General features: G+C 64.8%; 14 protein-coding genes. 12 read left to right on the top strand and 2 right to left on the bottom strand.

The features are described 5' to 3' along the window. Window positions 1-153 precede the first annotated feature (153 nt). From moaB to H7R73_RS15590, 10 genes are all read left to right on the top strand, one after another. Complete coding sequence (gene moaB / locus H7R73_RS15635; RefSeq protein ID WP_039038846.1) at window positions 154-660, top strand: molybdenum cofactor biosynthesis protein B; 507 nt, start codon at window positions 154-156, stop codon at window positions 658-660. 50 nt (window positions 661-710) lie between these two features. Then, a complete protein-coding gene (gene moaC / locus H7R73_RS15630) occupies window positions 711-1,205 on the top strand; it encodes a cyclic pyranopterin monophosphate synthase MoaC (RefSeq protein WP_010674161.1) in 495 nt (164 codons plus the stop codon). Then, a complete protein-coding gene (gene moaD, locus H7R73_RS15625; RefSeq protein WP_048207331.1) occupies window positions 1,202-1,447 on the top strand; it encodes a molybdopterin synthase sulfur carrier subunit in 246 nt (81 codons plus the stop codon). The genes moaC and moaD overlap by 4 nt, the downstream gene beginning before the upstream one ends. A 100-nt stretch (window positions 1,448-1,547) precedes the next feature. After that, window positions 1,548-2,012 (top strand): molybdopterin synthase catalytic subunit MoaE, encoded by a 465-nt coding sequence (gene moaE, locus H7R73_RS15620; protein WP_103259834.1) that lies wholly within the window; start codon window positions 1,548-1,550, stop codon window positions 2,010-2,012. A gap of 54 nt (window positions 2,013-2,066) precedes the next feature. Then, window positions 2,067-2,789, top strand: coding sequence for a molybdate ABC transporter substrate-binding protein (gene modA / locus H7R73_RS15615; protein WP_010674164.1), 723 nt, complete (start codon window positions 2,067-2,069; stop codon window positions 2,787-2,789). A gap of 123 nt (window positions 2,790-2,912) precedes the next feature. Beyond that, a complete protein-coding gene (gene modB, locus H7R73_RS15610; protein ID WP_010674165.1) occupies window positions 2,913-3,593 on the top strand; it encodes a molybdate ABC transporter permease subunit in 681 nt (226 codons plus the stop codon). Continuing rightward, window positions 3,590-4,645, top strand: a complete 1,056-nt coding sequence (modC, locus tag H7R73_RS15605; protein WP_041215506.1) for a molybdenum ABC transporter ATP-binding protein — start codon at window positions 3,590-3,592, stop codon at window positions 4,643-4,645. Before modB ends, modC begins: the two co-directional genes overlap by 4 nt. Window positions 4,646-4,712: 67 nt before the next feature. Further along, window positions 4,713-5,489, top strand: coding sequence for an alpha/beta fold hydrolase (locus tag H7R73_RS15600; protein WP_182951754.1), 777 nt, complete (start codon window positions 4,713-4,715; stop codon window positions 5,487-5,489). A gap of 113 nt (window positions 5,490-5,602) precedes the next feature. Then, window positions 5,603-6,646, top strand: coding sequence for a plasmid segregation protein ParM domain-containing protein (parM, locus tag H7R73_RS15595; protein WP_223302530.1), 1,044 nt, complete (start codon window positions 5,603-5,605; stop codon window positions 6,644-6,646). After that, a complete protein-coding gene (locus H7R73_RS15590; RefSeq protein WP_232092702.1) occupies window positions 6,639-7,463 on the top strand; it encodes a hypothetical protein in 825 nt (274 codons plus the stop codon). The genes parM and H7R73_RS15590 overlap by 8 nt, the downstream gene beginning before the upstream one ends. Window positions 7,464-7,534: 71 nt before the next feature. Here H7R73_RS15590 and moeB read toward each other — a convergent pair whose 3' ends face one another. Both moeB and moeA read right to left on the bottom strand, forming a co-directional pair. Then, window positions 7,535-8,290, bottom strand: a complete 756-nt coding sequence (gene moeB / locus H7R73_RS15585; protein WP_103259836.1) for a molybdopterin-synthase adenylyltransferase MoeB — start codon at window positions 8,288-8,290, stop codon at window positions 7,535-7,537. Then, the gene (gene moeA / locus H7R73_RS15580) at window positions 8,287-9,513 is read right to left on the bottom strand and encodes a molybdopterin molybdotransferase MoeA (RefSeq protein WP_103261105.1); all 1,227 of its coding nucleotides are present in this window, start codon (window positions 9,511-9,513) and stop codon (window positions 8,287-8,289) included. The genes moeB and moeA overlap by 4 nt, the downstream gene beginning before the upstream one ends. 370 nt (window positions 9,514-9,883) lie before the next feature. On the opposite strand from moeA, the gene folE reads away from it, so the two are divergent. Further along, entirely contained in the window at window positions 9,884-10,540 is a 657-nt protein-coding gene (gene folE / locus H7R73_RS15575; protein WP_010674171.1) for a GTP cyclohydrolase I FolE, read from the top strand. 250 nt (window positions 10,541-10,790) lie between these two features. Next, window positions 10,791-12,440, top strand: coding sequence for a methyl-accepting chemotaxis protein (locus tag H7R73_RS15570; RefSeq protein WP_103259837.1), 1,650 nt, complete (start codon window positions 10,791-10,793; stop codon window positions 12,438-12,440). Window positions 12,441-12,547 lie beyond the last annotated feature (107 nt).

Below are 12,547 nucleotides of genomic sequence, written 5' to 3'. Positions count from 1 at the left end.
GATTAATGGGCAATGACGCCCCCCAGCCAGACATCTTTTGATAGAATCCCTTCCCGGCAACGCGGCGCCCACCGGCTCCTTTCATGGCTGGCACCACGGTGCGGCGCGTTCACCTCATCCTCTCGTGGTCAATGATTGACAGGAATGGTCCCAATGGCACCCAAACACAGCGAATTCATCCCTCTCAAGATCGCCGTCCTGACGGTTTCCGACAGTCGCACCGCCGCCGATGACAGCTCGGGGGACTATCTGGTCGAGGCCCTGACCCAGACTGGCCACGTGCTGGCCGACCGGGCGCTCTGCCCAGACAACCTGTTTCGCATCCGCGCCCAGGTGAGCGACTGGATTGCCGATGAGGGAGTCCAGGTGGTGCTCATCAACGGCGGCACCGGCTTCAACGAGCAGAACCGGGTGCCCGAGGCGGTCGGCGTGCTGTTCGAGCGCACGGTGCAGGGTTTTGGCGAGATGTTCCGCCAGCTCTCGTTTGCCGAGATAAAAGGCTCCGCCATGCAGAGCCGTGCCCTGGCAGGGCTCGCCAATCGCACCCTGATCTGCTGCCTGCCCGGCTCCACCGGCGCCTGCCGTCTGGGCTGGGAACAGCTTATCCGGGATCAGCTCGACGCCCGTACCCGGCCGTGCAACTTCGTGACCCATCTGTGATCTCGGGAGTAAACCCGGATCATCCATCTTATTTTTCGATAGGTGCATAGATGAACCTGACCCATCTCAACCAGAGCGGCGAGGCCCACATGGTGGATGTCACCGACAAGCAGGTGACCGAACGCGAGGCCCGCGCCGAGGCTTTCGTGACCATGGCCCCCGAGACCCTGGCGTTGATCCTGAGCGGTCAGCACCACAAGGGGGACGTGTTCGCCACCGCCCGCATCGCCGGCATCATGGCGGCCAAGAAGACCGCCGACCTCATTCCCCTGTGCCATCCCCTGGCTCTGACCCGGGTGGAGGTAGAGATAGCCCCCCAGACGGCGCACAATCGGGTCCATATCCGCACCCTGTGCAAGCTCTCGGGCAAGACCGGGGTGGAGATGGAAGCGCTCACCGCTGCCTCGGTGGCGGCCCTGACCATCTACGACATGTGCAAGGCGGTGCAAAAGGACATGGTGATCGAGCAGGTGCGTCTGGTGGAGAAAAAGGGCGGCAAGTCCGGTCATTTCCAACTGGGTGCGACCAAAGGAGAGCAGGCATGATCAAGGTTCTGTTTTTTGCGCAGGTGCGTGAGCTGGTCGGCTGCGACGAGCTCAGCCTGCCTTGCGACTACGCCAGTGCCGATGTCCTTCGCGCCGCCTTGAGCGAGCGAGGTGACAAGTGGGCGCTGGCGCTCGAATCCGGCAAGCTCCTGGTGGCGGTCAACCAGACCCTGGTGCCGCTGGATACCCCCCTCCATGACGGGGATGAGGTCGCCTTCTTCCCGCCGGTGACCGGAGGTTAAGGATGAACGAGATAATGACCGTAGATCGCGCCACTGAGCTGCGGGACTGTGGTGAGGCCGCCTTCTTCCCTCTCCTTCCAGTGACGACAGGAGGCTGACCATGACCGATCGCATCCTGGTGCAGCGGGAAGACTTCTCGCTGGCCGACGAATATGCCCGCCTTGCTGCCCGGCAGGACACAGGCGCGATAGTCAGCTTTGTCGGCAAGGTGCGCGACTTCAATCAGGGGGAGCATGTGAAAGGGCTGGCCCTCGAGCACTACCCCGGCATGACCGAGAAGGCGCTGACGAACATAGTGGCCGAGGCCCGCAGCCGCTGGCCCCTGCAGGAGTGCACCCTCATTCACCGCATCGGCGAGCTGCTGCTCGGGGATCAGATCGTGCTGGTGGTGGTGAGCAGCGCCCACCGCGAGGCGGCTTTCGAGGCCTGCCACTTCATCATGGATTTCTTGAAGACCCGGGCGCCGTTCTGGAAAAAAGAGCTGACCGCCGACGGGGTGCAACGCTGGGTCGAGGCCAGGGCGAGCGATGACGCCGCCCTGGCCCGCTGGCAACAAGGGGAGTGAGCCTCGGGCTCGTGTCAATCGATCCGGCCGTGCCGGAACATAAGGAGCAAAGGAATGAAGAGATGGGTATCCGTGTTGGTGCTGGGGGCCGGCGCCATGTACAGCGGTGCTGTGCTGGCTGACGAGGTCAAGGTGGCGGTGGCGGCCAACTTCAAGGGCACCATAGAGCGCATCGGCAAGGAGTTCACCGCCAAGACCGGCCACAGCGTCGTCATCAGTTCGGCGGCCACCGGCGTGCTCTATACCCAGATCACCCACGGTGCGCCCTTCGATCTCTTCCTCTCGGCCGACGTGGCGACCCCTCAAAAGCTGGAGTCGGAAGGCAAGGGGAGCGAACGCTTCACCTATGCCATCGGTCAGCTCGGCCTCTGGCAGAAGGGGGGGCCTGCTCCCGACGAGGCCACCTTGCGCCACTGGCAGGGGGAGCTGGCCATCGCCAACCCCAAGACAGCGCCCTATGGCGCCGCCGCCATGGCGACCCTGGCTCATCTCAAGATCGATCCCAAGCAGTATCGGGTGCTGACCGGCACCAACATCAGCCAGACCTGGCAGTTCGTCGACACCGGCAATGCGAAGCTGGGCTTCGTCGCCTGGGCCAACCTGGTGGAGGCGGGCAAGACCGGCGAAGCCTGGGCGGTACCGGCCAGCTTCTATCCCCCCATCGAGCAGCAGGCCCTGGTGCTGAAGAAAGGGGCGGCGGTGGATGCCCTGGTCGCCTGGCTCAAGGGGCCGGGACAGGCGCAGATCAAGGCGGCGGGTTACGCCCTGCCGCAGTGAGCGCCCGGTGTCTGCCGGGATCCGGCCAGCCCCGTGCTGGCCAGATCCGGTGCCTGGCGTGTCCCAAGGCGGCGCCCGTCATGACGGCGCCCTGTTTTTTATCGACACCCGAGAGGGGACCCTATGAGTGAAGGGGATCTGCTGGCGGTCTGGCTGACCCTGAAACTGGCGGCCAGCACCACTGCCATCCTGCTGCTGCTGTCGCCGCCGCTCGCCTGGTGGTTGTCTCGCAGCCAGCACCGGCTGCGCCCCCTGGTGGAGGCCATGGTGGCCCTGCCGCTGGTGCTGCCGCCCACCGTGCTCGGTTTCTATCTGCTGCTGGCCTTCTCCCCGGAGTACGGCCTCGGTGGCTGGTGGCGGGAGACTTTCGGGGCCCCGCTCGCCTTCAGTTTTCTCGGCCTGCTCATCGCCTCCGTCATCTATTCGCTCCCCTTCGTGGTACAGCCCCTCACCTCCGCCTTCGTCAACATGGGCAACAAGGAGCTGGAGGCTGCTGCCACCCTGGGGATGGGCCCGTTTGAGCGCTTCTTTCGCATCATCCTGCCCATGACGCTGCCCAGCTTCGTGATGGCGGCGGCGCTGGGCTTTGCCCACACCCTGGGGGAGTTCGGGGTGGTGCTGATGATCGGCGGCAACATTCCCGGGGAGACCCAGGTGCTCTCCATCGCCCTGTTTGATCACGTGGAGGCGATGGATTACCAGAATGCCCATATTCTGGCAGGCGGCCTGATGGGCTTCTCCCTGGTGATGCTGGTGCTGGTCTACGGCGTGCTGCAACGTCGGCAACGGAGGCTGTTCGGATGAGCCTCTACCTCAAGGCCAGACGTGATTTCGGCCCCTTCACCCTGGCGTGCGATCTGGCGCTGCCCCCCAGCCGCATCCTCGGCCTGTTCGGTCCTTCGGGCTGTGGCAAGAGCACCCTGCTGCGCATCATCGCCGGGCTCGACAAGGCCCCGGGCGATGCCCTGCGCTGGCAGGGGCGCGAGCTTGCAGCCCTGCCCCCCGAGGCGCGGCGCATCGGGCTGGTGTTTCAGGATGCTCGTCTCTTCCCCCACCTGAGCGTGCTCGGCAACCTGCAACTGGCGGCTCGCAAGGGGAGGGGGCGCTGGCAGCCAGAGGATCTGGCTGCGCGCCTCGGCTTTGCCGAGCTGCTGGGGCAACCGGCCCACGGCCTCTCCGGCGGTCAGCGTCAGCGAGTGGCACTGGCCAGGGCCTTGCTGGCCGAGCCCGACTTGCTGCTGCTGGATGAACCCTTCTCGGCGCTGGACAGGCGCAGCCGCATCCATCAGGCCCACGTGCTCAAGGGCTTGCAGCAGGAGAGCGGCATCCCCATGATCTTCGTCAGCCACGCCATGGAGGAGGTGAGCCTGCTCTGCGATGGACTGGTGCTGCTGGCAGAGGGGCGGGTGGAGGCCCAGGGCACCCCCGAGGAGATCTTCGCCCGCACCGACCTGTCGCTGGCCAGTCGCGACGACGTCGGGGTCATGCTCTCGGCGACCCTGGCCCACTACGACGAGCACGAGCAGATGGCGACCCTGCGACTCGGGGAGCAGACCCTGATGGTGACCATGGAGCATGCCCCCGATGAAGCTGGCCCCTTGCAGATCAAGGTGGCGGCGCGGGATCTGGTGATCGCCACCGAGCCCATCGTGCACTCCAGCCTCTCCAACTGCCTCGAGACCCGGCTGCTGGAGGTGCGGGAGGTGCGACCGGGGCAGACCCTGTTGCAGTTGGCTCTCGGGCAGCAGATACTGCTGGCCCGGATCACCAGCCGCTCCGCGCAGCGGCTCGCCCTGACGCCGGCCATGCGCCTCTACGCCTACATCAAGGCGGTGAGCCTGGTGGGAGAGGGGTAGACAGGGGACCGGAGTGCGGATGGGCTGGTCATGAGTGGCCGGCATGGCGTCGAGAAAGGGGGGACGGGTGCGTCGCAATCAGGTAATGAAATCCCATGGCTTGGCCCTGCGCAGTGCGGGGGAGGGGCCCTTGCTGCTCTTGCTGCACGGGCTGGGCTCTTCCAGCCTCGACTGGCAGGCGCAGATCGAGCGTTTTTCCGAGCGTTACCGGGTGGTGGCCATCGACTTGCGCGGCCACGGCCAGAGCATGCAGGAGGGGCCCTTTGACGTGCCCACCCTGGCGGCGGACGTGGCCCGCTGGCTCGACGAACAGCCCGAGCCTGCCTGGGTAGTGGGGTTGTCGCTCGGTGCCATGGTGGCGCTGGAGCTGGCGCTGCAACTGCCCCACAAGGTGCAGGGGCTGGTGCTGGTCAACGGCTTCAGCGAATTTCTGCTGGAGACGCCAAAGGAGCAGGAGCGCTATGCCATGCGCCTCAAGTGGCTGCGCTGGTTCGGCATGCGGCCGCTGGCGTGGTGGCTCGGTCGCGAGCTCTTTCCCGGCCCCGATCTCGCCCAGGTGCGCCACACCTTCCGGGGGCGCTTCGTGCGCAACAAAAAGAAGACCTACAAGGCGCTGCTGGAGGCGCTGCCCGGCTGGTCGGTGCGGGCTCGTCTCGGCACCCTCTGGCAGCCGGTGGCCATCGTCTCCACCAGTCACGACTATCTGCCCCTGGCGCGGCGGGTGGAGCAGTTCGCCTCCCTGCCCAATGCCACCATCCACACCCCGGATGGTCACCACGCCTGGCCGGCGGAAGATCCCGCCGGGTTCAATCATTTGCTTCACCGGATTTTAGAAACCCATTAGACTTGTCGCCTTTTGACCTTGATCCCCCGTGTATGTATTGGTCCGATCGCCTTGCCAGTGGCAGATGGCAAGGCAATCGGACCCATCTTGCCCTATTGAACAGGTATTTCCTCATGTCTGAAGTAATGAAAATGGCCATCGACGATGGTTCAACCAACGTCAAGGTGAGCTGGATTGAGAACAAGGTGCTCAAGACCATCATCTCCCCCAACTCCTTTCGCAAGGATTGGAAGAGTGCCGCCTTGCGCAAGGACAAGAAGATCTACAACTACGAGATAGGCAACACCAAGTACACCTACGACGCCACCTCCGACAAGTCCCTGGCCACCACCCACGTGGAGTACCAGTACGACGATCTCAACCTGCTCTCCGTGCACCATGCCCTGTTGCAGACCGGCGTGACCCCCTGCGATGTGGCCATCACCGTGACCCTGCCCATCACCGAGTTCTACAACCCGGATGACTGTCAGCGCAATGAAGAGAAGATCGAGAAGAAGCGCCGCAACCTGATGCGGGCCATCAGCCTCAACAAGGGTGAGCTGTTCAACATCGTCAGCGTGGAGGTGATGCCGGAAAGCCTGCCGGCGGCGCTCTCCCGCCTGATTGGCTCGGGCTGCAACGAGTTCACCAAGACGCTGGTGATCGACTGCGGTGGCACCACCCTGGACATGGGGATCATCGTTGGCGAGTTTGACGACGTTTCCGATGTGTATGGCAACAACGAGATCGGCGTCTCCATGGTAACCGACGCGACCCGCAAGGCGCTGGCGGCGGCAGACAGCGATTCGAGCTATCTGGTGGCCAACGAATTCATCAAGCGCCGCCACGACATGAGCTTCGTGCGGGACGTGGTCAACGACGAGAGCCAGATCCCGAAGATCCTCGAGAAGATGCAGAACAAGATCGACGAGCTGGGATCCCAGGTGGCCCACGAGGCGAAGAAGTTCGCCAAGAACCCGAACCGGATCTATCTGGTCGGTGGCGGCGCGTCCCTGATCGTCGATGCCATCAAGGCTGCCTATCCGACCCTGGGGGAGCGGGTGGAGCTGCTGGACGATGCCCAGTCCGCCCTGGCGCGGGAGATCTGCCTCTACACCACGGAAGAGGAAGAGGTGTACCGTGAGGCGCCCGTGATGGCCGAGGTCGGCGATGAGTAGTCAACTCAAGCGCATGACCTTCTCCATCTTCATGGATCCGGGTGCGCTGGAGTCTGATCGCTATGCGGCCGGGATCTTGCAAAGCTGGTATCAGCGGGCGCGCAAGATCCAGGACGATGTGGAGGAGTTCGACTTCTCCAAGAGCCGTTTTCACAAGGACATCTACCTGAGCGGCATGTTCCTGTACGTGCTGGCACCGAGCCTGTGCAAGGGGATGGCCAATGCCTTCGGCCCGGAGCAGGTGAACCTCTCGACCCTGCGCCATGTCTTCGCCAGTTGCGGCTTCGAGCTGGGGGAAGGGAGTGCGCCCGTGGCGACCGATACCCTGATCGATGAAATCGTGGCCAGGCTGGCTCCCCAGCTGGGGCAGGGGGACAACCGGGGGCTGGCGGATGAAATTGTTCTGCGTCTGGGTCAGCAGGCGGCGGCGCCACTTCCGGACAGCCTGGTGGACGAGATTGTGAGCCGCATCGGCGAGCAGCAGCCCACCGGGCTCTGGGACGAGCTGAAGCAGGGGTTGCCGGCCCCGCTCGATCACGATCTGCTAGCAGAGGCCATCGCGGGCAAGCTGCCGACGGCGGGGGGAGAGGCGGATCTGGCCCCCCTTGCGGGCAGCATCCAGCTGCTCTCCCGCCAGTTGGAGGAGCAGTCCCGGCTCATTCGCGAGCAGCACCGCCTGATCCAGCGCCTGATCCAGCGCCTGGCCAGCCAGCCCGCCCGGGGGGCTGGCTCGTCCGAGCTGGCCGAGCCCCTCATCGAAGATCTCTCGAACCAGGTGGCGAGCATGAAGAAGGTCAAGGCGAAGGGGATCTTCTAGGCCCTTTGTGACGACCCGTTGCCCAATGAAAAAAGCCGAACCCCGGGGTTCGGCTTTTTTGTGGGCGCAGCTCAGGGCCTCGAGCAGACCGGGCAGTCGGGGCGTTTGGGCAGTTTCAGCTCGCGAAAGCTGCCACCCAGACCGTCGATCATCAGCAGGCGGCCGCTGTAGCTTTTGCCCATGCCCGCCAGCAGCTTGATGGCCTCGAGCGCCTGCAGACTGCCCACCAGCCCCACCACGGGGGCCAGTACCCCCGCCTCGACACAGGTGAGGGCCTGATCGCCAAAGAGGGCGCTGAGACAGGCGTAGCAGGGTTCATCGTCCTGCCAGGTGAAGCTGCAGAGCTGCCCTTCCAGCCGGATGGCGGCGCCGCTGACCAGGGGCACCTTGTGCTGGCGGGCACGCTGGTTGAGGAGGTTGCGGATGGCGACGTTGTCGGTGCAGTCGAGCACCAGCTGATGGCCTGGCAGCAGGGCATCGAGCAGCGCCTCGTCGGCGAGGGCGGCGTGGGTCTCCACCTCGAGCCAGGGGTTGAGGGCGCGCAGGGACGTCGCCGCGGACTCCACCTTGAGCTGGCCGATGCGCGCGTCGCTGTGCAGCACCTGGCGCTGCAAATTGGAGAGCTCCACCCGATCGAAATCCACCAGGGTGAGGTGGCCGACCCCGGCCACCGCCAGATACTGGCTGGCGGCGCAGCCGAGGCCCCCGGCGCCGATGACCAGCACGCGGGATTGCTTGAGCGCCTCCTGTCCCTCGAAGTCGAAGGATTTGAGCACGATCTGGCGGTTGTAGCGAAGGAGCTCGGCGTCGCTCAGGATCTCGCTCACAGCAGCAGCCCCGAGAAGGGCTCGACGGTGACCGTCTCACCGGCGGCCACCTTGCCGCGCTCCTGCTCGAGCACGATGTAGCAGTTGGCCCGGGACAGGGAGCTGAACACCCCGGAGTCCTGGGAGCCGGTGCTGCGCACCTCGAGGCCATTGGGGCCCACGCTCAGGATGCCGCGCTGGAAGTCCAGGCGCCCCGGGCTCTTCTTGAGCGCCTCTGTCGCCAGGGCCTGGAGGGGGTGCGGGCGTGCAAACTGCTGACCGGCCAGTCTGGCCAGGGCCGGTTGCACCAGCTGATCGAAGGTGACCATGGCGGAGACCGGGTTGCCCGGCAGACCGAAGAACCAGGCGTTTGGCAATCGGCCAAAGGCGAAGGGTTTACCCGGCTTGATGGAGAGCTTCCAGAAGCCAATTTCCCCGAGCTCTTCGAGCAGTTGCTTGGTGAAGTCCGCTTCTCCCACCGAGACGCCCCCGGTGGTGATCAGGGCATCGGCCTCGCGGTCGGCCTGCAAGAAGGCGGCGCGCAGGGCAGCCGGATCGTCGGGGATGATGCCAAGGTCCAGGCACTCACAGCCCATGCGGCTCAGCATCGCCTTGACCCCGTAGCGGTTGGAGTCGTAGATGTCCCCGTGCTGGAGCGGGGTGCCCAGAGGCTTGAGCTCGTCCCCTGTGCTGAAGATGGCGACCTTGAGGGGACGGCGCACCGTGACGTTCGCGATGCCAAGGGAGGCGAGCAGCGGCAGCTCCCTGGGGCTCAGGCGCAGGCCGCTCTCGAGCACCCGGGCACCCTGCGCCAGATCCTCGCCGCGGCGACGGATGTTCTGGCCGGCAACGGGGCGGGTCAGGAAAGTGATCCCGTTGTCGCCGGCTTGCGTTTCTTCCTGCATCACCACAGCGTCTGCACCCGGGGGCACAGGGGCTCCGGTCATGATGCGGATGCAGTGGCCGGCGGGCCACTCCCCCTCATAGGGCTGGCCCGCAAAGGCCTTGCCCGCCACGGGGAGCGGCACCCCGGCGGCGAGATCCGCCAGGCGCACGGCATAGCCGTCCATGGCGGCGTTGTCGAAGGGGGGGACGAAGAGGGGGGAGCTTATCTCCTCGGCCAGGATCCGATCCAGCGCCTGGGGCAGGGGCAACTGCTCCGTCTCGCAGCAGCAGGTGAGTTGTTCCAGCATCCCTTGCAGGGCCTTGTCCAAGGGGAGGAGTGCACCGGTATCGAATCCCATCATCATGACCTCTCTGGTGTGTAGGGGGCGGATTATCCCAAAAATCCGCTCCGATGGGCAGGCCGAAGGTGCGGTAATGGGGGGCAGATGCCCCGGTGTGATCGGATTATGGGGCGCTATCCCGTTGAATTACCTCCTGATGGGTAACCAGAGCGAGGCTTGTGCGAGATGGTGGCTGGGGAAGAGGCGGCACGGCCGTGCGCCTTGCCCCCGAATGGGCAGGCCGGTGCGGACAAAACGGGGTGGTTTGGCATAAAGTCGGGCACCGGGCTTGAGTTAGACAGAATTATGACAATAATCGCCCTGTAAGATTGCGCCGCGGCACCATGCCGCAGGCCAGCACAGTCCCTGAGCGTGGGAGAGAAACACGATGACGAGCTTAAGCCAGGAAGCCCTGTTGGTCAGGGCGGCGCTCGAGGCCGAGGGCCTTGAGACACCTCTGGTGGCCAATGAATTGAGCGGCCAGCAGAAAAAGGAAAAAATCGAAGGTCATATGCGCGCCATCATGGAGACGCTGGGACTGGATCTGGCCGACGACAGTCTGGCCGAGACCCCGCACCGCATTGCCAAGATGTACGTGAACGAGATCTTCTCCGGCCTCGACTATGCCACTTTCCCCAAGGTGACGGTGATCGAGAACAAGATGAAGGTGGACGAGATGATCATGGTGAGGGACATCAGCCTCACCAGCACCTGCGAGCACCACTTCGTCACCATAGACGGCTTTGCCCACGTGGCCTACATTCCCCGCGGCAAGGTGATTGGCCTGTCGAAGATCAACCGCATCGTGCAGTTCTTCGCCCGTCGTCCCCAGGTACAGGAGCGGCTGACCCAGCAGATCCTGCTGGCGTTGCAGACCCTGCTTGGCACCAGGGACGTGGCCATCAGCATCAAGGCGACCCACTTCTGCGTGAAGGCCCGTGGCGTGATGGACTCCACCTCCTACACCACCACCACCTCCCTGGGCGGCGTCTTCAAGACCCAGCCCGACACCCGCGCCGAGTTCCTCGGTGGTCTGAAAGGGTAGTGCTCCCGGGGGCTGTCGCCGACAGGCCCCGTCTCCTTTCCCTCACTTTTTTTGAAAAATACCTAAAGTTGTGACCGTGTCGGTCGCTATGGCTCTCCGTGTTGTCGGACGGTCTGGTTGACGCCGACACCCCGGGCCCGCCCTTGTGCGCGCCGACAGGGACGAGATGTGCTGCCAAGGAGGGTAGTGAAGGCGCAGGCCAGGCCTGCGCCCAGCAATGCCACTTGTTTTCCCCCATGCAGGACATGCCATGAACACCATGACGATAGGCAAAAAACTTACCGCCGGCTTTGCCGTACTCGGCCTGATGATGGCCTTTATCGGCGGCTTCTCGCTGTTTGAATTCAGCAAGATGAACCGCGCCGCCATCGGCTTTACCGACAGTATCCTGCCCGCCGTCGTGCGCACCAGCACCCTCGGCGAGACCATCAATGCCCTGCGCCGCTACGAACTGGATGTCTTCCTGGTGGCGGACGATGCCCAGCAGAAGGCCCGCTATCGCAACGAGAGCGAGAAGAGCCTGCAAGAGGCTGCGCGCCAGATAGTGGCCCACGATGGCACCATCTGGGCGGAGGATCGGGAGGAGCGCCGCGCCTTTGACATCGTCAAGGCGGACTGGGAGCGATATGTCGCCCTGCACCAGCGCATCCGGCAGATGCAGGACTCGGGACAGATGGCCGAAGCCCGGCACCTCTTTATGGGGGAGGGGGTCACCCTCTACACCACCCTGAGCAAGTCGGTGGGGGATCTCATCCGCATCAACCACGGCTACTCCGTGGGTTCCCGCGCAGAGGTGATCGCCGCCTTTGACAGCGCCAAGCTGAGTGTGACCCTGGCCCTGGTGATCGGCCTGGCCCTGGTTGTCGCCCTCTCCGTGGTGCTGACCCGCCAGATCCGTGACCCGCTCATCATGCTGGCCCGTCAGGCCCAGCGCATTGCGAGCGGCGATCTCGGTCGGGGCGAGCTGCAGGAGTGGATCCGCGGCAACCGCTTCAACCGCGACGAGCTGGGCCAGCTGGGGTCGGCCATCGACCGGATGCAGGGGGCTCTGGCGGAGCTGGTGAGTGAAATCTCCGGTTCGGTGAGCCAGCTCAGCAGCGCGGTAGAGGAGGTGAGCGCCATCTCCGAGCAGTCCGCCAAAGGCATGGCAAGCCAGCAGGGAGAGGTCTCTCAGGTCGCCACCGCCATGAACGAGATGCAGTCCACCGTCAATGAGGTGGCTCGCAACACCACGGACGCCATGGGGGCGGCCAAGCAGGCTTCCCGCACCTCCACCCAGGGCAACCAGGTGGTGCGCAGCGCCATCGGCAGCATAGAGCAGGTTTCCCGCCAGATAGAGCAGGCCGGGGGCGTGGTGCAGCAACTGGAGACCGACAGCGCCAGCATCAGCATGGTGCTGGACGTGATTCGCGGCATCGCCGAGCAGACCAACCTGCTGGCCCTCAACGCGGCCATCGAAGCGGCCCGGGCCGGCGAGCAGGGCCGTGGCTTTGCGGTGGTGGCGGACGAGGTGCGCAGTCTGGCCCAGCGCACCCAGGCGTCCACCGCCGAGATCAGCAAGATGATCGAAGTGCTTCAGGAGCGTACCGCCGAGGCGGGCAGCGCCATGCAGCTGAGCCGTCAGCAGATGCAGGAGAGCGTGGAGCTGGCGCGGGAGGCGGGGAGCAGCATCGACAGCATCAATGGCGCCGTCACCCAGATCACCGACATGAACACCCTGATCGCCACCGCCACCGAGCAGCAGAACGCGGTCACCGAGGAGCTCAATCGCAGCATCGTCAAGATCCACACCGCCGCCGACGAGAATGCCCAGGGGGCGCAGCAGACCGCCCAGGCCTGTGTCGAGCTGAGCAAGCTGGCCAATACCCTGCACCATATGACCCAGCGCTTCACCCTCTGAGTCTTGCTGCCACCCGGCACAGCGCAGAAGGCCCCGCCAATCGGCGGGGCCTTGTTGTTTCTGGCTGGACCTGGGCGCCGTCAGCTCAGGCCGACAATCTCCCCGTC

It is taken from the genome of Aeromonas sp. WP2-W18-CRE-05, assembly GCF_014168615.1.
GTDB classification, from domain to species: domain Bacteria; phylum Pseudomonadota; class Gammaproteobacteria; order Enterobacterales; family Aeromonadaceae; genus Aeromonas; species Aeromonas caviae.
This window is presented reverse-complemented; position numbering and strand designations above follow the sequence as displayed.